The following is a 19426-nucleotide window of genomic DNA, read 5'->3' as shown; positions in this document are numbered from 1 at the left end:
CGGCGGTCAGCCGGCCATCAGCTCCGTGAAGCGGCGGGTGTCGATGTTGCCGCCCGAGGCGATGACGCCGACGCGGGGCGGGAGGTCCTCGACACGACCGGACAGCAGGGCGGCCAGGGGGGTGGCGCCGCTGGGTTCCAGCACGATCTTCAGCCGTTCGAAGGCGAAGCGCATGGCGTCGATGATCTCCGCGTCACCGACCAGGGCGATGGCGTCGACCAGACGCCGGTTGACGGTGAACGTCAGCTCGCCGGGGACGGCCACGGCCTGGCCGTCGGCGACGGTGCGGGGCACGGGGACGGCCACGCGGGTGCCGCTCTCCAGCGACCGCTTGGTGTCGTCGCTGCCCTCCGGCTCCACCCCGATCACCCGGATGTCCTGGTGCAGCGCCTTGGCGGTGACGGCGCTGCCGGCGATCAGTCCGCCGCCGCCGACGGGCACCAGCAGGGCGTCCAACGGTCCGGTCTCCTCCAGGAGTTCGAGGGCGGCGGTGCCCTGGCCGGCGATGACGGCCGGGTGGTCGTAGGGCGGGATCAGGGTCAGCCCCCGGTCCTCGGCGAGCGCCTGGCCGAGCGCGACGCGGTCCTGGGTGTAGCGGTCGTAGGTGACGATCTCCGCGCCGTACCCGGCCGTGGCCTCCATCTTGGAGCGTGGGGTGTCCTCGGGCATCAGGATGACGGCGGTGGTGCCCAGTTCGCGGGCGGCGAGGGCGGTGGCCTGGGCGTGGTTCCCGGAGGAGTACGCGGCGACGCCCTTGGCCAGTTCCCCGGGCGTGAGCGAGGCGATCGCGTTGTAGGCGCCGCGGATCTTGAAGGCGCCGATGCGCTGGAGGTTCTCGCACTTGACGAACACCTCGGCGCCCACGCGCTCGTTGAGGGTGCGGGAGGTGAGGACGGGGGTGCGGTGGGCGAAGCCTTCGAGGCGTGCGGCGGCCTCGCGGACGTCGGCGAGGGTGACGGGCAGGTCGGCGGCGGGCATGGTGAAGTCCTCTTTCTCTACCGGGCGTTCGTCGGTGTCTGCTGCGGCGTGCGGAATTCCGTGACCTGGTCTCAAGCGGAGTCCGCGGCCGGTTTCGCGTAGTTGTAGACGGTCGCCCGGGACACGCCGAGGAGGTCGGCGATGGACCGGGCGGCGTCCCGGGACTCGAAGCAGCCGTCCCGGTACAGCTGCCGGACGAGCGCCTTCTTGTCCGCGCGGCTCAGCGAGCGGGGCGGGCATCCCCGCTCGGCGGCCAACTCCTCCACCGCACGGCGCAGTTCGCGGGAGCGGCGGTCGCGCAGCGTCTCCGGGGGCTGATCGCCGTGCCCGGTGTCGGTGGCGACGAGGTTGGCCAGGGTGAGCGCCACGGGCGAGAGGACGGAGACGTCGAGGTTCAGGCAGAGCGCCACGACGTACCGGCCCTCGGCGTTCTTGATGCCGATGGACGTGCTCTTCGCCGGGCGGCCGTCGGGAAACCGGTTGGGGTAGTTCTGGACGACGCCGGGGTAGGCGGGGTCGGCGATCCGGGCCATGCCCAGTTCCGTGGCCGGGTCGCCGACCCGGCGGCCGGACAGGTTGTTCTCGATGGCCCGGATCGAGTGGTCCGGATCCCGCAGATCGTGCAGGACCACCTCGCACAGGCCCGGGAACATCCGGCCCAGGGCGACGGCGATCTTCTCGGCCTCCCGGACGAGGTGCTCGTCCGCCACCCCACCGTCCACCGACCCTCCTTGGCCTGAAAATCCATTTCTGGACGATGAGGCTAAGCACTGGAGCGTCCGCTGTCCAGGGCCGTCTTCGGCCCCGGGGCCTCACCGGTCCTTGGCGAGGGCCACCAGTTCGGCGAACAGGCCGCCGGCCTGCACGAGTTCGTCGTAGTGCCCCTCCTCTACGATGCGCCCGTGCCGCAGCACGACGATCCGGTCGGCGAGACGGGTGTTCTCCAGTTGATGGGTGACCACGATGGTCATGCGCCGCGCGGCGATGCGTTTGATCTCCAGGAAGATGCGGTGCTCGCCGCGCGGGTCCATCTGCGAGGTGGGTTCGTCCAGGATGAGCAGGGGCGTACGGCGGTACAGGGCGCGGGCGCAGGCGAGGCGCTGCCACTGGCCACCGGACAGTTCGACGCCGCCGTAGACCTCCCGCGCGAGCAGGGTGTCGAGCCCCTGCGGCAGCCCCTCGACCGCCTCGCGCATGCCGACGGCGTCCACCGCCTCCCACACCAGGGCGTCGTCGTGGCCGCGCGGCTGGCCGAGGGTGATGTTCTCCCGGGTGCGCAGCGGCCAGCAGGCGAAGTCCTGCGGCACGAGCGCGGTGCGGGACCAGACGGAGTCGGGCCGGGCACCGGCGAGGTCCGTGCCGTCCCACAGCACGCGGCCCTTGTCCGGCAGCAGGATGCCGGTGACGAGCCGGGCCAGGGTGGACTTGCCGGAGCCGTTCTCGCCGACGATCGCGATGATCTCGCCACGGCGCAGGGTGAGCGAGACACCGTCCACGGCGGGTTCCTCCTGGCCGGGGTAGCGGTACACGGCCTCGTCGAGGCGGATCTCCGCCACCTGCTCGGGGATCGTCGACTCGCCGCGTCTCGGGGCGCGTTCGGCCGCCATGTCGAGGAAGGAACGCATGTCGGCGAGGTAGAGGGAGGTGTGGAACATCGCGGCCCCGTTCTGCACGAACTGGGTCAGCGCGCCGAGCGTGGCCTGGACGGCGACGACGGCGGTGGCGGCGACCGGCAGGGCCACGCGCCCGGTCATCGCGAGCCAGGCGAGGGCGGCCCAGGTGAGCAGCAGGAACGCGCCGCCGAGCGCGGAGGTCGCGAGGACGATGCGGAGCATCCGGGGCGCGGCGCGCAGGATGCGCTGGTCGATCCGCTCGGACAGCGCGCGGTACCAGTAGACGAGGTAGCCGGTCATGCCGTTGGCGCGGACCTCGTCGCCGTGCCGGGAGTAGGCGGCCCACCAGCGCATCATGCCGCGCACGTTGCGGTCGGCCAGGTTGAGGTAGTGCGTCTCGTAGTCGACGCGGGCCGAGAGCACGGCGCCGAGTCCGGCGGGCAGCACCGCGAGCAGCAGCAGCGGGAGCATCAGCCAGTGCAGTGCGGTGATGACGCCGCCGGCGGCGATCATCCGGACGAGGGCGGCCATGAACCGCTGCGCGTCCTTGACCATCGTCGTGGTGCGGGTGACGCCGACCTCCGCGGCCTCCTGCCGGTCGGCGAACCCGTCCTCGCCGTGCGCGGAGGCCTCCACCCGGCAGACGGCGGAGACGAGCGCCACGTCGGCCTCGGTGACCAGCCGGGGGGTGATCCGGCCGTCGCCGTAGGAGGCCACGGCGGAGCTGATCCGGCCGGTGGCCGCCGCCGTGGTGACCACGACGAGGGCGGGCAGCGCCCCGTGCAGGCGTTCGGACACCGTGCCGGTGCCGAGGACGTGGGTCATGGCCCGCGAGGTGGCGGCCAGCACGACGGCGGCGGCGGCGCCGGTGACCACCTGGCACAGGAGCAGCAGCACAACGCCGGTCCGGTCCACCGCCCAGGCCATGCGCGCGGTCCGGCCGAGCACCGAGGGCAGCCGACCGCACATGGCCCGGAAACCGGCCTCTTCCAGCGGGTTCTTGCCGAAGACCCCCTCGTAGCCGATGGTGGCCGGCGGTGGCGGGGGCGGGGTCGGGGAGCTGTCTGTCGAAGCGTCGGTCACGGTCACCCGCGTTCCTCCTCGGAGTCGGCACCGCACCCGGGTGGTCCGGCGGTGTCAGGCTCAACGAGGAGGCGGCCGATTCGAACGCGCTCGATTCCGGACGAAGAGCCGGCCCGTCGTCCCGGGGCCTCGAACGCGCGGTCGCAGCGGCACAAGGCCGCCCGCGCGGACGGGGGTGGCCGAAACGCCGGTGCTCGATGCGTGTGTGACCGATGGGGTTCGCGGCGGCGTCAGAGCGCCAGTTGCGGGTAGAGCGCCGCCAGGTCGCCGGAGAGGCCCGCCTTGACGCCGCGGGTGAGGTCGTCCGCCAGGACCTCGTGGGCACCGGTCTCGACGCCGTCGAGGGCGAGCGCGGCGACGTCCCGGGCGTCGGACTTGGGTGCGTCGATGCCCGAGGCCATGTCCGTGTCGATGTAGCCGACGTGCAGTCCGGTGACCCCGATGCCCCGCGGCCGCAGCTCCAGGCGCAGGGAGTTGGTCTGGGACCACAAGGCCGCCTTGGTGGCGCTGTAGGACCCGGCGACGCCGAGCCAGGAGAGCACCGAGTGGACGTTGAGGAGGTGACCGCCGCCGTTGCGCTCGATCACCGGCGCCAGGGCGCGGGTGAGCAGCAGCGGTCCGTAGAAGTTGGTCTCGAACTCCCGGCGCACGTCGTCCAGTGGGGCGCTGAGCAGGGAGTCCGCGCCCACCGAGACGCCGGCGTTGTTGATCAGAACGGTGACGTCCGGCGTCCGCGCGGCCACGGCCGCCACCGACGCGGGATCGGTGACCTCCAGGGCGAGCGGAACGGCGTCGGGATGCGTCACCGCGCGGGGGTCGCGGGCCGTCGCGTACACCTTGGCGGCCCCGCGCCGGTACAGCTCCTCCACCAGCGCCCGGCCGAGGCCGCGGCTGCCGCCGGTGACGAGGACGACGGAGTCCTTGATCGCGGTCATGATGTCTCTTCCCTTTCGGAAACCGATCGGTTTCCGCCCACCGTAAACCGATCGGTTTCCCGGCCGCAAGGTTGTACGGTCACTAAGTTCGGATTTCCAACCTTGCAGGTCGACGGCAGAGCCCTGCCGACGCGCAGCGATCGGGATCGGGGCGGGGAACGACCCGAGCGCATGGATTCACTGTTCCCCGCCCCGGGTCGGCCCGCCGCCGGCGCCGACTGGTCGGCGGTGCGGCGGGGGCCGGTCTGGGGCGCTGCGGGGCACGGGGGCGTGCCGCGGCGGGCGAAGATCTCGTTCAGACCTTCCGTCGCCGCCCGCGCGGGGGCCATCGGAGACGGACCGACCGGGTGACACGGGGGCCGTCACCGCTCCGGGCCGTCCTCCCCGCCCGTTCCCGGCTCGGTCATCGAGCGGTGCACCGCGGCCTTGACGCCGTCCGGCAGGACCTTGTTGGCCAGGGCCTGGGCCCTGGTCTTCAGCGAGCCGGTGACCGAGGTGGCGCGGCCGCGCACGATCGCCTCGTAGGCCTGCCGGGCCACGTCGTCCGGGTCGTCCTTCTCCATGGTCCCGAGCTTGGTGTCGCCGAGGTCCGCCCGGCGGAAGAAGTCGGTGTCGGTCGGGCCCGGCAGGAACGCGGTGACGGTGACGTCCGTGTCCTTCACCTCGTTGCCGAGCGCCTCGGCGAAGGACTGCACGAAGGACTTGGAGGCGTTGTACACCGGCTGGAAGGGGCCCGGTGTGGTCGCGGCGATGGAGGACGTGAAGGCGAGCCGGCCCGTGCCGCGGCGGACCATGTCGCGCAGCAGCGGCTTGGCGAGCCGCACGGTCGAGACCACGTTCAGCTCGATCACGGCGAGGTCGTCGGCGAGATCGGTGTCCGCGAAGGCTCCGCCCCGGCCGACCCCGGCGTTGAGCACGGCGACGTCGATGTCCAGGCCGGTCGTCGCGGAGACCAACAGGTCGACGCCCGCCGCGTCCGTGAGGTCGGCCCGTACGGCGCGCACCTCGGCCCCGGTCTCCCGCAGCCGCCGCGCGGCCTGTTCCAGGCGGCCGTCCTCGGCGTTGATCAGCAAATCGTAGCCGTGCTCGGCGAACTGCCCGGCCAGTGCGTATCCGATGCCGCTGGAGGCCCCGGTGATCAGGGCGAGCGGCCGTTCCTCGTTCATACGGTCCGGGGTAACCACCGGCGCGGGGGCCGAACCACCACCGGCGGGCCCGGCCCGGCGGACGCACCCGGTTTCCCGCCGCCCCGATGCGGGCCCCGGCCCCTCCCCCATCCGCATGGTGAGCCCCCCGCGATGGTGCGACATTGGGGGGAGACTGTCCGACGAGGGGTCATCCTGGAGGGCCGATGGGGCGAGACGTCCCGGCGCTCGTGTTCACCCGCGAGGACCGCCGACGGTACCGGATCAAGATGCAGGAGTGCCTGGACGCGTTCGCGAAGATGCTGCGGGAGGAACGGTTCGAGTCCGAGCGTCCGCAGGTCGGTCTGGAGATCGAACTCAATCTGGTGGACGAGGACGCCGAGCCGGCCATGCGCAACAGTGCCGTGCTGGACGCGATCTCCGACCCCGCCTGGGCCACCGAGCTGGGCCGGTTCAACCTGGAGATCAACGTGCCGCCGCGGCGGCTGACGGCGGGCGGTCCGGACGCCTGGGAGTCGGAGATCCGGGCCGCGCTGGACCACGCCGACGAGCGAGCCCGCTCGGTCGGCGCCCGGCTGATCACGGTCGGCATCCTGCCCACCCTGGAGCAGAAGGACATCGGCGAGGAGACCCTGTCGGAGAACCCCCGCTACCGGCTGCTCAACGACCAGGTGTTCGCCGCCCGCGGCGAGGATCTGCGCATCGAGGTGGACGGCGTCGACCGGCTGCGCACCTACGCGGACAGCATCACCCCGGAGGCCGCCTGCACCAGCACCCAGTTCCACCTCCAGGTCTCCCCCGAGGAGTTCGCCGGCTACTGGAACGCCGCGCAGGCCATCGCCGGCATCCAGGTCGCGCTCGCGGCGAACGCGCCCTTCCTGTTCGGCAAGGAGCTGTGGCACGAGACCCGCATCCCGCTGTTCGAGCAGGCCACGGACACCCGCCCGCAGGAGATCAAGGTGCAGGGCGTACGGCCCCGGGTGTGGTTCGGGGAGCGGTGGATCAACAGCGTCTTCGACCTGTTCGAGGAGAACCTGCGCTACTTCCCGGCCCTGCTCCCCCTGTGCGACGAACAGGACCCGGCGGAGACGCTGGACCGCGGCGACGTCCCCGAACTCGGCGAACTCACCCTGCACAACGGCACCATCTACCGCTGGAACCGGCCCGTCTACGCCGTCTCCCACGACCGTCCGCACATCCGCGTGGAGAACCGGGTGCTGCCCGCCGGACCCACCGTCGCCGACACCCTCGCCAACGGCGCCTTCTACTACGGGCTCACCCGGGCGCTGGTGGAGGAGGACCGCCCGGTGTGGTCGCGGATGTCCTTCCAGGCCGCCGAGGACAATCTGCACACCGCCGCCCGGCACGGCATCGACGCGCTGCTGTACTGGCCGGGGGTGGGCGAGGTGACCGTCCCCGAACTCGTGCTGCGCCGACTGCTGCCGCTCGCCCATCGCGGCCTCGAACTCTCCGGCATGGACGAGGCGTGGCGGGAGCCGCTGCTCGGGATCATCGAGCAGCGCTGCGTGACGGGCCGCAACGGGGCCGTGTGGCAGAAGGAGACGTTCCACCGCATCGTGGACACCACGCACGCCGGCCGGCATGAGGCGCTGCGCCGGATGACCCAGCTGTACATCGACTACATGCACCTCAACGCCCCGGTGCACACCTGGCCCGTGGACTGAACACCGGCGCCCCGGGCGCTCAGGCCAGGACGAGCACCAGCGGAACTCCCCGGCACGGCACCAGCCGCATCCCCTGGTGCGCCCCGGTCCGCGCGCCGCCGAGCAGCAGTTCCGCGAAGTCGGGTCCCCTGGTGAGGGAACCGGCCAGATGCGCGGGATCGGCGGAGGCGGCCACCCGGCCGCGGGCGTTCACCAGATGGGCGGGGCGCGCGAGGTGCCGCAGCAGCGGGAGCACGGCCGCCTCGAAGTGCCGCAGATACACGTCCGCGGCGGCCACTCCGGCGAACTCGCCCTGGACGTGGACCGGTTCGGAGAGGGTGAGGCTGTACTCGGCGGAGCAGAGATAGTCCACGTACGGTCCGGCGACGGCCCGCCGCCCGGTGTCGCGGGGCAGCGCGAACCAGTCCCAGTGGGTGTAGTCGGAGTACGCTGAGCGGCCGGGGTCGAGATCGGGCAGCAGGGGCCGTATGCCGCCGTCGGCGCCCCGCTGCCACCACTCCAGCCAGGCGGGCACGTCGGCGAGCAGACCGGGCGCGGCGACGAAGCCGGCGCCGGAGACCAGCTCCCCCTCGGTGAGGTGGCGGTGCAGGGCGGGGCGGAGGGCCGCGAGGTCGGCGCCGGCCGGCCGGCGGCCCTCCGCGATCGCCCGGGTGAGCAGGGCGGCCGTGTCGGCGCGGGTCGCGGCGACCGTCTCGAAGACGGCCTCCAGCGCGCCGCCCACCCGCGCGGCCACCCACAGCTCCGTCTCCGTGCCGGGGGCGGCGAGCCCGGGGCTGACGCCCATGGTGTCCTCCAGCGGACGGTGACCGGACGCGGCGCGGTCAGAGGGCGAGGCGTACGGCGACGAGCCGCGCCGTCGACTCCCTGACGCACCGCTCGGCCAGCGGACCGGCCGTTTCGTGGGCCCCATCCTGCACGGAACGCAGCAGTGCGCGCTGCCGGTCCGCAACTTCTTCACGATATGCGGGGTCGGCCAGGACCAGACAGAGCAGTGCGCCCACCTCCCCCTGGAGCGCGACCTGTTCACGGGTGAGGCGCGCGGACTGGGCGGCGGCGGCGAGTTCGACGTGGAAGCGGCCGTACAGACGACTGCGGGCGGGAGCGTCCACGGCTTGGTCCAACGCGTCGGCGGTGCGCCTCAGTTGACGCAGGTCATCGGGTTCGGTGCGCTGGGCCGCGAGCCGGGCGGCGGCTCCGGACAGGGCGGCCCAGTGGTCGCCGAGGTCGCGCAGTTCCTCGGTGCTCCAGCCGCGCAGCCGGGACCGGAGCCGGTCCTCGGCGGGAGCGTCGGGCAGCGAGACGAAGCTGCCCCCGCCACGGCCCCTGCGGGTGATGACCAGGCCCTGCTGGCGCAGCGCCATGAGCGCCTCCCGCAGGGTGACGGTGGAGACGCCGAGCCGGCCCGCGAGTTCCGTCTCGCCCGGCAGCTGTTCGCCGTCGGCGAGGAGGCCCAGCTCTATCGCGTCCCCGAGCCGGCGGACGACCGTGTCCACGCGGGCCCGGGTGTCCACCGGACTGAAGACGGCACTGCGGGCACCGCCGTCCGCCTGGTCCTGCCTCACGGTCATCACCTCGTGCGTTGACTCAAGCTTTACCCCAACGGGCTCTTGAGTTGAGAACTATGACTTCATATGTTTGCCGTCAACGTACAGGGCGCCAGAAAGGTTCCCCCATGCAGGGCATCGCGATCCGGCTGCACGACCTGCGCAAGTCGTTCGGCGGGACGACCGCCGTGGCGGGGGTCGATCTGGAGATCAGGGACGGCGAGTTCTTCTCGATGCTCGGCCCGTCCGGCTCCGGGAAGACCACGGTGCTGCGGCTCGTCGCCGGGTTCGAGACGCCCGACGGGGGCCGGATCGAGCTGGCCGGGCAGGAGGTCACCGGGCTCGCCCCGTTCGAGCGGGACGTGCACACCGTCTTCCAGGACTACGCGCTCTTCCCGCACATGACGGTCGAACAGAACGTGGCGTACGCGCTGAAGATCCGCAAGGTGCCGAAGGCCCGGCGCCTGGCCCGGGCCCGTGAGGCGCTCGCCGAGGTGCGGCTGGAGGGATACGGCGGGCGGCGGCCCGCCCAGCTGTCCGGCGGGCAGCGGCAGCGCGTCGCCCTCGCCCGCGCCCTCGTCGGCCGTCCCCGCGTCCTGCTGCTCGACGAGCCGCTCGGCGCCCTCGACCTCAAGCTGCGCGAGCAGATGCAGGTCGAACTCAAGGCGATCCAGCGTGAGGTGGGCATCACCTTCGTGTTTGTCACCCACGACCAGGAGGAGGCGCTGACGATGAGCGACCGGATCGCCGTCTTCGAGCAGGGCCGCATCGCCCAGGTCGGCACGCCCGCGGAGATCTACGAACGCCCGGCCACCCCCTTCGTCGCCTCGTTCGTCGGCACCTCCAACCTGCTGGACGGCGAGGTGGCCCACCGGATCACCGGCGCCCTGGGCACCTACAACATCCGCCCGGAGAAGATCCGTGTTTTGAAGGAGTCCGCGGAGGCGGACGAACCGGAACACACCACTGTCACCGGTACGGTCGCCGACGCCGTCTACCTCGGCGACGCCACCCGCTTCCTGGTCGACCTCGACGGCGGCGGCCGGCTCACCGCGGTGCAGCAGAACCTGGAGACCTCCGCCGAGGACGTCGCCGCCTACCGGGGCAGCCGGGTCCGCCTCCAGTGGCACCGCCGCCACGCCGTCCGCCTGCCCTCCTGACCCCCACCTCCTGGAGAAACGCCGTGCGTCTCACCCGAACCCTGCGCACCGCCGCCTGCGTCGGCGCCGCGCTGCTGCTCGCCGCCGCCTGCGACTCATCCGGCTCGACCTCCTCCACCGGACTGAACCCGCCCGACCTGAAGGCCCCCACGAAGCTCGGCAGGACCGAGGGACAGGTCGATCTGATCGCCTGGGCCGGCTATGTCGAGGACGGTTCCAACGACCCCAAGGTGAACTGGGTCGGCGACTTCGAGAAGCAGACGGGTTGCCAGGTCCACTCCAAGGTCGCGGCCAGCTCGGACGAGATGGTCAAGCTGATGAAGACCGGCGACTACGACGCCGTCTCCGCCTCCGGCGACGCCTCCCTGCGCCTGATCGCGTCCGGTGACGCGGCCCCCGTCAACACCGATCTGGTGCCCAACTACAAAGACGTCTTCAGCGGGCTGAAGAACGGCGCCTGGAACTCCGTCGACGGAAAGATGTACGGCATCCCGCACGGCCGGGGCGCCAACCTGCTGATGTACAACACCCAGAAGGTACGGCCCGCGCCCACCTCCTGGTCGGCGGTCTTCGACCGTGCCTCGGCGCACAAGGGCCACGTCACGGCGTACGACTCGCCGATCTACATCGCCGACGCGGCCCTGTACCTGAAGGCCACCCGGCCGGAGTTGAAGATCAAGGACCCGTACGCGCTGGACCAGAAGCAGTTCGACGCGGCCGTGGCGCTGCTGAAGCGGCAGAACGCCGGCATCGGCGAGTACTGGGGCGACTACCTCAAGGAGGTCTCGGCCTTCAAGAGCGGTGATTCGGTCGTCGGCACCACCTGGCAGGTGATCGCCAACCTCGCCGCCTCCGAGGGCGCCAAGGTCAAGGCGCTGGTGCCGAAGGAGGGTTCGACCGGCTGGTCGGACACCTGGATGGTCTCCAGCAAGGCCAAGCACCCCAACTGCGCCTACAAATGGCTGAACTGGATCGTCTCGCCCAAGGTCAACGCCGAGGTCGCCGAGTACTTCGGGGAAGCGCCCGCCAACTCCAAGGCGTGCGCGCAGACCAAGGACCGCAGCTTCTGCTCGGTCTACCACGCGGCGGACGAGAACTACTGGAAGCGGATCGCCTTCTGGAACACGCCCATCGAGCAGTGCCTGGACGGCCGTACCGACGTGAAGTGCGTGCCGTACGCGAAGTGGGTGCAGGCATGGACCGAGATCAAGGGCTGAGCCGTGGCGAGTGAAGCGACGAGCGCCGCCCGGCCGGGCACCGTCCGCCGGCTCGCCGGGGCGCTGCACCGCCGGCCCCGGCTGCGGCTGACCCTGCTGCTCACCGCGCCGCTGCTGTGGCTGGCCGTGCTCTATCTCGGCTCGCTGGCGGTGCTGTTCGCCTCCGCCTTCTGGACCACCGACTCCTTCACCTCGCAGGTGGTGAAGGTCTGGTCGGCGGACAACTTCCACCAGCTGGTGACGGTGCCGGTGTTCCGCGAGGTGATCGTGCGCAGTGTGGGCGTGGCGCTCGCGGTGACCGTGCTGTGCGCGCTGATCGCCTTCCCGGTCGCCTTCTACACCGCGCGCGTGGCCCCGCCGCGCCGGCGTCCGCTGCTGGTGGTGGCCATCCTCACCCCGCTGTGGGCGAGTTACCTGGTCAAGGTGTACGCCTGGCGGCTCATACTGTCCCAGGGCGGGCTCGCCGACTGGCTGCTCGCGCCGTTCGGACTGAGCGGCCCCGGGTTCGGGCTGCCGGCCACGGTGCTCACCCTGACGTACCTGTGGCTGCCGTACATGATCCTGCCGATCCACACCGCGCTGGAGCAGCTGCCGGCGCAGCTGCTCGACGCGTCGGCGGACCTCGGTGCCCGCGCGGGGCGCACCTTCCGCTCGGTGGTGCTGCCGATGGTGCTGCCGTCGGTCGCGGCGGGTTCGGTGTTCACCTTCTCGCTGAGCCTCGGCGACTACATCACCGTGCAGATCGTCGGCGGCAAGACGCAGCTGATCGGCAATCTCGTGTACTCCAACATCGAGTTGAACCTGCCGATGGCCGCCGCGCTCGGCACGGTCCCGGTGGTGGTGATCGTGGTCTATCTGCTGGCGATCCGCCGTACGGGCGCCCTGAACAGTCTGTGACCGGTCCCCGGAGAGGATGAGCCACGTGCATCTCAGCCGCAGTGCCCGCGTCGCCCTGCGCATCGGCGCCGGGATCGGATTCGCGGTGATCTACGTCCCGTTGCTGCTGGTCCTCGTCAACTCCCTGAATCCGGACCGCAGCGCGAGCTGGCCGCCGCCGGGGCTGACCGGGCGCTGGTGGTCCGCGGCCGTGCACGACTCCGGTGCCCGGCACGCCCTGTGGGTGTCGGTGAAGGCGGGGCTCGGGGCCACGGCGATCGCGCTCGTCCTCGGCACGCTGATCGCGTTCGCCGTGGCCCGGCACCGCTTCTTCGGGCGCGGCACGGTGTCGTTCATAGTGGTGCTGCCGATCGCGCTGCCCGGCATCGTCACCGGCATCGCCCTCAACTCGGCCTTCGGTACGGTGCTCCGGCCGCTCGGCGTGGGGCTCGGGCTGTTCACGGTGATCGTCGGGCACGCCACGTTCTGCATCGTCGTGGTGTTCAACAACGTGGTGGCGCGGCTGCGGCGGACGACGACGTCGTACGAGGAGGCGGCGATGGACCTCGGCGCGCACACGTTCCGCGCCTTCCTGGACGTCACCTTCCCGCTGGTGCGTTCGGCGCTGCTCGCGGGCGCGCTGCTCTCCTTCGCGCTCTCCTTCGACGAGGTCGTGGTCACCACCTTCACCGCGGGGCCCGGCGTCGAGACGCTGCCCATCTGGATCTTCGGCAACATGACACGGCCTCAGCAGGCGCCGGTGGTCAATGTGGTGGCCGCCGTCCTGGTGCTGGTGTCGGTGGTGCCGATCTATCTCGCCCAGCGGCTGTCCGCGGACACGGCGACCTCCAGCCGGGTGTGAGCCGGGCCCGGACACGCGCGGGCGAGGGCCGGTCCGGGCGTGCCGGGCGAGTTGGTGGAACCCTGCGGCCCATGACCAACCCTCCCAGCGTGAACAGCTATGTCGACCGGGTCACCGCGGGACCCGGCGGGGCGATGACCGACGAGATCGGCGTGATCACCGGTGATCTCACCGTGGCGACGATCCTGCGGTCCGACGGCCGCAGTGCGCGCGTCGCCGTCCAGCACTTCGGCGGCGACACCTGGTACACCCTGACCGGCAGTCCGGCCCCCGTGCCCGCGGGGCAACTGGCCGCCTACCACCGGGACCTGCTGGGCCGCATTCGCCGAGGCGGCGGCACCCGCGCCACCTGACCGGACATCAAATGGCGGCACCAGGCAGTCGGTTGACTGCTTCACGACAAGGCAAAAAGGCGGCTCCCGTACCTTGACCGGAGTTTGGTCCAGACCAATCATGGCCTAGACCAATAGCCCCGGCCGGGCCCTACCGTGCGACACCCCCGCTCGATCGACTGTCGTTCGCTATCCGGGAGTACCCGATGACACGTCCGAGATCCGTACGCGCCCTGCTCACCGGCGTGGCCACCCTGGCCGCGTCGGCGGGGCTGGCCCTGGGGATCGGGGGCGCCGCGCAAGCGGCGACTCCGCTGCCCGCGCACGTCTTCGCGCCCTACTTCGAGGCCTACAACGGCGACAGCCCCGCCGCCCTCGCCCAGTCCTCCGGCGTCAAGTACCTGACCATGGCCTTCCTCCAGACGGAGAAGAAGGGCTCCTGCACGCCGTACTGGAACGGTGACACCGGCACCCCCGTCACCTCCTCCGTCTTCGGCTCCGACTTCACCACCATCCGCTCGCGCGGCGGCGACGTGATCCCCTCGCTCGGCGGGTACGCGGCCGACAACGGCGGCACGGAGATCGCCGACAGCTGCACCAGCGTCGACTCCATCGCCGCCGCCTACGAGAAGATCATCACCACCTACGACGTCTCCCGACTGGACATGGACGTCGAGGACAACTCGCTGACCAACCAGGCCGGCATCGACCGCCGCAACCAGGCGATCAAGAAGGTGCAGGACTGGGCCGCTGCCAACGGGCGCTCGGTGCAGTTCTCCTACACCCTGCCGACCACCACGACCGGCCTCGCCGACAGCGGGCTCGCCGTGCTGCGCAGCGCCAAGAACGCGGGCGCCAAGGTCGACGTCGTCAACCTCATGACGTTCGACTACTACGACGGTGCCACCCACCACATGGCCACCGACACCCAGACGGCCGCGACCGGGCTGCACAACCAGCTGGCCTCGCTCTACCCGAACCTGTCGGACAGCCAGCTGTGGAACATGATCGGCGTCACCGAGATGCCCGGCATCGACGACTACGGGCCGGCCGAGACCTTCACCACCGACGACGCCACCGCGGTGTACAACTGGGCCGTCTCCAAGGGCCTGAACACCCTCTCCTTCTGGGCTCTCCAGCGTGACAACGGCGGCTGCCCCGGCACCGGCGGCTCCGACAGCTGCTCCGGCATCAGCCAGGACACCTGGTACTTCTCACACACCTTCGCGCCGTTCTCGGGCGGTACGACCACCCCGCCGGCCAACGACTTCTCGGTCTCCCTCTCCCCCGCCACCGCCTCGGTCGACCCCGGCGGCTCCACGACGGCGTCCGTGAAGACCTCGGTGACCTCGGGCAGCGCCCAGTCCGTCGACCTGGCGGTCAGCGGCGCGCCGAGCGGGGTGACGGCGACCCTCAGCCCGACCTCGGTCACCGCCGGCGCCGGCTCCACGCTCACCGTGAAGACGGCGGCCTCCACGGCGCCGGGCAGCTACCAGCTGACCGTCACCGGCACGGCGGGCTCGACCAAGCACAGCTCCACCTTCAGCCTGACCGTGAACGGGACCGGCGGCGGCACCCCCACGGCCCTGGCCAACGGCGACTTCGAGAGCGGTTCGCTGACGCCCTGGACCTGCGACAGCGGGGCCTCGGTGGTCTCCTCCCCGGTGCACGGCGGCAGCCACGCCCTGAAGACGGACGCGACCTCCTCGTCGACCGGCCAGTGCGCCCAGACCCTCACCCTCAAGCCGAACACGTCGTACACGCTGCAGGGTTGGGTGCAGGGCTCGTACGCCTACCTCGGTGTGAGCGGCGGCGCGACGGCCAGCACCTGGACCTCGTCGTCGTCCTGGCAGAAGCTGACGGTGCCGTTCACCACCGGCTCCTCCGGCACGGTCACCGTGTACGTGCACGGCTGGTACGGCCAGGGCACCGTCTTCGCCGACGACCTCGCCCTCTCCTGATCCGCATCCGCGGCCGAGCCCACCCGGTGTGACCGAACCGGGTGGGCTCGGCCGTCGCGGAGCGGCTCGTGCGGCGGCCGCCCCGCCCGCTTCCGTAGGCTGAAGGGGCCCGAGGCCCCTTCGGTGCAGGCGGGAGGCAGGTCGTGATCGAACTGGCCGCGGCGTTCGCCGTGGCGGGAGCGGCGAGCAACGCCGTCGGTACCGCGTTCCAGCGCAAGGCCGCCGCCGCGAGCAGCCACGGCGGGATCCGGCTGCTCGCGGAGCTGGTGCGCCGGCCCTTCTGGGTGCTGGGCATGATCGGCGTGGTCGGCGCGGCCCTGTTCCAGAGCCTGGCCCTGGTCAACGGCCCGCTGGCGCTGGTCCAGCCGCTGTTCATCCTCGAACTGCCCTTCGCGCTGCTGGTCGCCGCCCCGCTGATGCACCGGCGGCTGCCGCGCTGGGGCTGGTGGGGCGTGGCGGGCTGTGTGCTGGGCCTGGCGATGCTGCTGGTCGCGGCCGCGCCACACGGAGCGCTCGACCAGGCCCCGCTCAGCCGGTGGATCCCCGCGCTGTCCCTGTGCGTCGGCGCCATGGCGGGCTGTGTGCTGCTGGCCACTCCCGGGCGCCCGGCGGCCCGGCGCGCCGCCCTGCTGGCCGCCGCCTCCGCCACCGGCAACGCGCTGACCGCAGCGCTGCTGAAGTCGGCCTCGGGCACGTTCGCCGACGAGGGCTTCCTGGCGTTCCTGCGCTCCTGGCAGACGTACGGCTTCGCGCTCGCCGGGGTGGCCGCGGTGCTGCTGCTGGAGAACGCGCTCCAGGCGGGCCCGCTGGTCGCGGCCCAGCCCGCGCTGACCATCGGCGACGCGATGGTGAGCCTGGTGCTGGGCATCGCCCTGCTCCAGGAGCAGGTGCGCACGGGCTGGTGGCTGGTACCGGAGGCGTGCGGGGCGCTGCTGATCGTTGCGGGCGTGCTGGTGCTGAGCCGGGCCGTGCAGCACATCGCGGTCGCCCCCGGTGCCACGGCGAAGGGCGAGGAGGCCGCCGGGTGAGCGGGGGCGGGGCCGCGCGCCGGGTCAGCTCGGGCGCACCAGCCGTATGTCGTCCACGCCGAGCAGTCCGAGCAGGGGCACCTTGGCGACGCGCTGTCCGGGATCGACGACCAGCCCGGCGTCCCTGATCAGGTCGAGGAGCAGCTCGGCGAGCGGCATGACCATGTGCCGGCCCCAGCAGCGCTCCGAGGAGTGGCCGAAGGGCAGATAGCCGGGCGTGGCCTCGGGGTCCAGGTGGTCCCAGCGTTCGGGGCGGAAGGTGTCGGGGTCGTCCCACAGGGCCGGGTCGCGGTGAGAGAGGAGGGGCAGCAGCAGGACGTCGTCCCCGGTGCCGATCCGGTCGTCGATCGCCGGGTACTCGGGGGAGGCGTTGCGCAGCAGGTTCCAGGAGGGCGGCAGCAGGCGCAGCGACTCCAGGATGATGTTGCGGTTCGGGGTGCCCTCGGCGAAGGGCGAGCCGAGCCAGAGCGCGTTGGCCACCAGGGTGGAGACGGTGAAGCAGACCGGGGCGGCGGCCCTGCGGTACATGCCCATCGCGTACCGGCGTTCCTGGTAGCCCTCGGCCCGCGCGGTGCGCTCGGCGAGCCCGGTGAGCCGGTCGCCGGGGCGGGGCCAGCCGGGCAGGGCGGCGCCGACCGCGATGACCGACCAGGTCAGCTTGGGGGTGAGTTCGAGGGTGCGGCTCATCAGCATGCGCAGCCGCCGGGGATCCCGGCCGAGGATGAGGTCGCGCAGGAAGAGGTGGCCGGTCAGCGGCCAGGAGCCGGTGAGGTCGACGTTCCCGGGCACCGGTCCGGCCAGGGCTTCGCGCACGTCGTTGCCGATGGTGCGGGTGATCTGGGAGGCCTCGGCGCGGGTGATGGACCGGCCCTGGAGCGGCTTGAAGGTGGGGCGCTCGGTCTCGGTCGCCCGGCGCGCGGCGAGGATGCGGTCGGCGACCTCCGGTCCGGCGACGCCGATGGTGTCGGGTTCCAGCCGGAAGAGGTCCTGGCCCAGGTGGTCGCGGATGAGCGCGGCGAGCCGCGGGTGGAGCACGGTGGTGCGCGTAAGCGCTGCGGACGACGGCGACGGCGGCATGGCTGGCGCTCCGATGCGACGAAACGGGGGCTAGGGGAGACCGCGCGGCGGTGGAACAGCGCTGCCCGGCCGGCTCGTCACGGAGCACGGCCGGACAACGATGTCAAGCACGGTACGTGGCTGCGAGGCGCCGTCAGTACCAGATGTACCAGGCGCTCGCCTTGAGGCTCTTGCCGGCCGCGACCTTGTTGCGGATGGAGAAGAGGAGCTTCATCTCTGCACCTCCTTTCGGGATGGGCGGGTGACGCGCGTCCTCCCGGGGCGAACCCATGAAGATCACGTGTCGGCGACTCCCGGAAACTTCCCTCACCCATCCACCGAATAATCCCGGCCGAGCGCAACGAACATGCCAGGTAACCACTTTCGGTCATTCTTCTATCAGTGGCGATCCGACTTGACTGGATATCGCAACCAGAGAGCGCCACTCTGGTCGGCAACCCTTCCGTACTGATCGCAGGCCGTGCCGATCGTTCGGATGCCGGACGGCGTGACAGCGAGAGCGGACGTGCGACGGCATGCCGCCGCACGCTTCACCGTCGACAGAATGGCCGGATGTGTACATGCCGAGCAGGCGCGCGACGGCACCCATTCACCTTCTGACGTCCTTTTACACACCACGCCGCACCAAATGCCCCGTTTCATAGGCTTATCGTCCTTATCGTGCGAGGTGTCGTGCACGACGATCAAGGAGGCGGTGGCGTGACGGCACAGGGAATCAGCCGCCGGAGGATGGCGCGCCTCGGCCTCGGCGCCGGTCTCGGCATGGCCGTCGGCGCGCTCGGCGGGTGCAGCCGGGACGGCTGGTTCGGCTCGTCGGGGCCCGGCGCGCAGCGGCAGGCGCCCCGGCTGATCGGCGACGGCTCGACGTCGTACACCGGGCACCAGCCGAACCAGCCGGAAGCGCCCACCGCGCTCGAACCGGGCGAGACACCACCGCAGTTCGTGGTGTTCTCCTGGGACGGCGCGGGCGAACTCGGCACCGGGCTCTTCCCGCGCTTCCTGGAACTGGCCCGCGCCCACGACGCCCGGATGACCTTCTTCCTGTCCGGCCTGTACCTGCTGCCGGAGGACAAGAAGCGGCTGTACCGGCCGCCGAACAACCCGGTCGGCGCCTCCGACATCGGCTACCTCACCGACGAGCACGTCCGGCAGACCCTGAAGTACGTCCGCCAGGCATGGCTCGACGGGCACGAGATCGGCACGCACTTCAACGGGCACTTCTGCGAGGGCTCCGGATCGGTGGCCGACTGGACCCCGGCCCAGTGGCGCTCGGAGATCGAGCAGGCCCGGTCGTTCGTCAAGTCCTGGCGCACGAACACCGGTTGGCGCGACGAGCCGCCACTGCCCTTCGACTACGACAAGGAACTCGTGGGCGGCCGCACCCCCTGCCTGCTCGGCCAGGAGAACCTGCTGCCCGCCGCGCGCGAACTGGGCTGGCGGTACGACGCCTCGTCGCCGGGCGGGGTGCAGCGCTGGCCGCGCAGGCGGAACGGGCTGTGGGACCTGCCGCTCCAGAGCATCCCGTTCCCCGGGCGCGGCTTCGAGGTGCTGTCCATGGACTGGAACATGCTCGCCAACCAGTCGCAGAACTCGACGCGCGCGCCCTCGTACAACTACCCCTACTGGCGCGCCCAGACGTCCCAGGCGTACATGGCGGGCTTCGACCGGGCGTACGAGACGAACCGGGCGCCGCTGTTCATCGGCAACCACTTCGAGCAGTGGAACGGCGGCATCTACATGGACGCGGCCGAGGAGGCGCTGCGGCAGATCGCCGGGCGGCCGGAGGTCCGGCTGGTCTCCTTCCGGCAGTTCACCGACTGGCTCGACGTCCAGGACCCGGCGATCCTCGCGCTGCTGCGCACCCTGGAGGTCGGCGAGAAGCCGGCGGGCGGCTGGAGTTCGTTCCTTCGCCCGGCCAAGCGGGGCTGAG

At 71.6% G+C, this 19426-nt stretch carries 18 protein-coding genes; 9 read left to right on the top strand and 9 right to left on the bottom strand.

Going from position 1 to position 19426, the window contains the following annotated elements; genetic code table 11:
* Positions 1-6 precede the first annotated feature (6 nt).
* The 5 genes from HZZ00_RS15535 to HZZ00_RS15515 form a co-directional block, all read right to left on the bottom strand.
* Positions 7-978 (bottom strand): pyridoxal-phosphate dependent enzyme, encoded by a 972-nt coding sequence (locus tag HZZ00_RS15535; protein ID WP_180332732.1) that lies wholly within the window; start codon positions 976-978, stop codon positions 7-9.
* 71 nt (positions 979-1049) lie between these two features.
* Positions 1050-1700, bottom strand: a complete 651-nt coding sequence (locus tag HZZ00_RS15530; protein ID WP_180332731.1) for a transcriptional regulator — start codon at positions 1698-1700, stop codon at positions 1050-1052.
* A gap of 90 nt (positions 1701-1790) precedes the next feature.
* Positions 1791-3674 (bottom strand): ABC transporter ATP-binding protein, encoded by a 1884-nt coding sequence (locus tag HZZ00_RS15525; RefSeq protein ID WP_374028528.1) that lies wholly within the window; start codon positions 3672-3674, stop codon positions 1791-1793.
* A gap of 230 nt (positions 3675-3904) precedes the next feature.
* Positions 3905-4609, bottom strand: a complete 705-nt coding sequence (locus HZZ00_RS15520) for an SDR family oxidoreductase (protein WP_180332729.1) — start codon at positions 4607-4609, stop codon at positions 3905-3907.
* 362 nt (positions 4610-4971) lie between these two features.
* Entirely contained in the window at positions 4972-5775 is an 804-nt protein-coding gene (locus tag HZZ00_RS15515; protein WP_180332728.1) for an SDR family oxidoreductase, read from the bottom strand.
* 185 nt (positions 5776-5960) lie between these two features.
* Between HZZ00_RS15515 and HZZ00_RS15510 the strand changes: the two genes are divergently transcribed.
* Positions 5961-7439, top strand: coding sequence for a glutamate--cysteine ligase (locus HZZ00_RS15510; protein ID WP_180332727.1), 1479 nt, complete (start codon positions 5961-5963; stop codon positions 7437-7439).
* Between the two features lie 19 nt (positions 7440-7458).
* Here the strand turns inward: HZZ00_RS15510 and HZZ00_RS15505 are convergent, their stop codons facing one another.
* On the bottom strand, positions 7459-8223 hold the full coding sequence (locus HZZ00_RS15505; protein WP_180332726.1) for a cache domain-containing protein: 765 nt from the start codon (positions 8221-8223) through the stop codon (positions 7459-7461).
* 37 nt (positions 8224-8260) lie between these two features.
* Entirely contained in the window at positions 8261-9007 is a 747-nt protein-coding gene (locus HZZ00_RS15500; protein ID WP_180332725.1) for a FadR/GntR family transcriptional regulator, read from the bottom strand.
* A gap of 104 nt (positions 9008-9111) precedes the next feature.
* Between HZZ00_RS15500 and HZZ00_RS15495 the strand changes: the two genes are divergently transcribed.
* The 7 genes from HZZ00_RS15495 (at position 9112) to HZZ00_RS15465 (ending at position 16419) form a co-directional block, all read left to right on the top strand.
* On the top strand, positions 9112-10143 hold the full coding sequence (locus HZZ00_RS15495; protein ID WP_180332724.1) for an ABC transporter ATP-binding protein: 1032 nt from the start codon (positions 9112-9114) through the stop codon (positions 10141-10143).
* 23 nt (positions 10144-10166) lie between these two features.
* Positions 10167-11360, top strand: a complete 1194-nt coding sequence (locus HZZ00_RS15490; protein WP_180332723.1) for an ABC transporter substrate-binding protein — start codon at positions 10167-10169, stop codon at positions 11358-11360.
* A 3-nt stretch (positions 11361-11363) separates the two neighbouring features.
* The gene (locus tag HZZ00_RS15485; protein WP_074990614.1) at positions 11364-12257 is read left to right on the top strand and encodes an ABC transporter permease; all 894 of its coding nucleotides are present in this window, start codon (positions 11364-11366) and stop codon (positions 12255-12257) included.
* A 25-nt stretch (positions 12258-12282) separates the two neighbouring features.
* Complete coding sequence (locus tag HZZ00_RS15480) at positions 12283-13098, top strand: ABC transporter permease (protein ID WP_070025092.1); 816 nt, start codon at positions 12283-12285, stop codon at positions 13096-13098.
* A gap of 71 nt (positions 13099-13169) precedes the next feature.
* Complete coding sequence (locus tag HZZ00_RS15475; protein WP_070024955.1) at positions 13170-13451, top strand: hypothetical protein; 282 nt, start codon at positions 13170-13172, stop codon at positions 13449-13451.
* 185 nt (positions 13452-13636) lie between these two features.
* Complete coding sequence (locus tag HZZ00_RS15470; RefSeq protein ID WP_180332722.1) at positions 13637-15391, top strand: carbohydrate binding domain-containing protein; 1755 nt, start codon at positions 13637-13639, stop codon at positions 15389-15391.
* Between the two features lie 143 nt (positions 15392-15534).
* Positions 15535-16419: a DMT family transporter gene (locus tag HZZ00_RS15465; protein WP_180332721.1), complete on the top strand. Its 885-nt coding sequence runs from the start codon at positions 15535-15537 to the stop codon at positions 16417-16419.
* Between the two features lie 24 nt (positions 16420-16443).
* Here the strand turns inward: HZZ00_RS15465 and HZZ00_RS15460 are convergent, their stop codons facing one another.
* The gene (locus HZZ00_RS15460; RefSeq protein WP_074990620.1) at positions 16444-17496 is read right to left on the bottom strand and encodes a cytochrome P450; all 1053 of its coding nucleotides are present in this window, start codon (positions 17494-17496) and stop codon (positions 16444-16446) included.
* 133 nt (positions 17497-17629) lie between these two features.
* Positions 17630-17767 (bottom strand): tryptorubin family RiPP precursor, encoded by a 138-nt coding sequence (locus tag HZZ00_RS15455; protein WP_257585950.1) that lies wholly within the window; start codon positions 17765-17767, stop codon positions 17630-17632.
* A gap of 458 nt (positions 17768-18225) precedes the next feature.
* Here HZZ00_RS15455 and HZZ00_RS15450 point away from each other — a divergent pair, with 458 nt between their 5' ends.
* Positions 18226-19425, top strand: coding sequence for a hypothetical protein (locus HZZ00_RS15450; RefSeq protein ID WP_180333534.1), 1200 nt, complete (start codon positions 18226-18228; stop codon positions 19423-19425).
* Position 19426: the final 1 nt, after the last annotated feature.

Origin of the sequence: Streptomyces sp. NEAU-sy36, assembly GCF_013423905.1 — a bacterium.
Taxonomy (GTDB): Bacteria; Actinomycetota; Actinomycetes; order Streptomycetales; family Streptomycetaceae; genus Streptomyces; species Streptomyces misionensis.
The sequence above is the reverse complement of the archived record's forward strand: the minus strand, read 5'-3'. Positions and strand labels throughout refer to the sequence as shown.

Coding starts and splice junctions, on each gene's coding strand:
- HZZ00_RS15535 (WP_180332732.1), bottom strand. CDS start 978: ATGCCCGCCGCCGACCTGCCCGTCACCCTCGCCGACGTCCGCGAGGCC.
- HZZ00_RS15520 (WP_180332729.1), bottom strand. CDS start 4,609: ATGACCGCGATCAAGGACTCCGTCGTCCTCGTCACCGGCGGCAGCCGC.
- HZZ00_RS15515 (WP_180332728.1), bottom strand. CDS start 5,775: ATGAACGAGGAACGGCCGCTCGCCCTGATCACCGGGGCCTCCAGCGGC.
- HZZ00_RS15510 (WP_180332727.1), top strand. CDS start 5,961: ATGGGGCGAGACGTCCCGGCGCTCGTGTTCACCCGCGAGGACCGCCGA.
- HZZ00_RS15505 (WP_180332726.1), bottom strand. CDS start 8,223: ATGGGCGTCAGCCCCGGGCTCGCCGCCCCCGGCACGGAGACGGAGCTG.
- HZZ00_RS15500 (WP_180332725.1), bottom strand. CDS start 9,007: ATGACCGTGAGGCAGGACCAGGCGGACGGCGGTGCCCGCAGTGCCGTC.
- HZZ00_RS15495 (WP_180332724.1), top strand. CDS start 9,112: ATGCAGGGCATCGCGATCCGGCTGCACGACCTGCGCAAGTCGTTCGGC.
- HZZ00_RS15475 (WP_070024955.1), top strand. CDS start 13,170: ATGACCAACCCTCCCAGCGTGAACAGCTATGTCGACCGGGTCACCGCG.
- HZZ00_RS15470 (WP_180332722.1), top strand. CDS start 13,637: ATGACACGTCCGAGATCCGTACGCGCCCTGCTCACCGGCGTGGCCACC.
- HZZ00_RS15460 (WP_074990620.1), bottom strand. CDS start 17,496: ATGCCGCCGTCGCCGTCGTCCGCAGCGCTTACGCGCACCACCGTGCTC.
- HZZ00_RS15455 (WP_257585950.1), bottom strand. CDS start 17,767: ATGGGTTCGCCCCGGGAGGACGCGCGTCACCCGCCCATCCCGAAAGGA.
- HZZ00_RS15450 (WP_180333534.1), top strand. CDS start 18,226: ATGGCGCGCCTCGGCCTCGGCGCCGGTCTCGGCATGGCCGTCGGCGCG.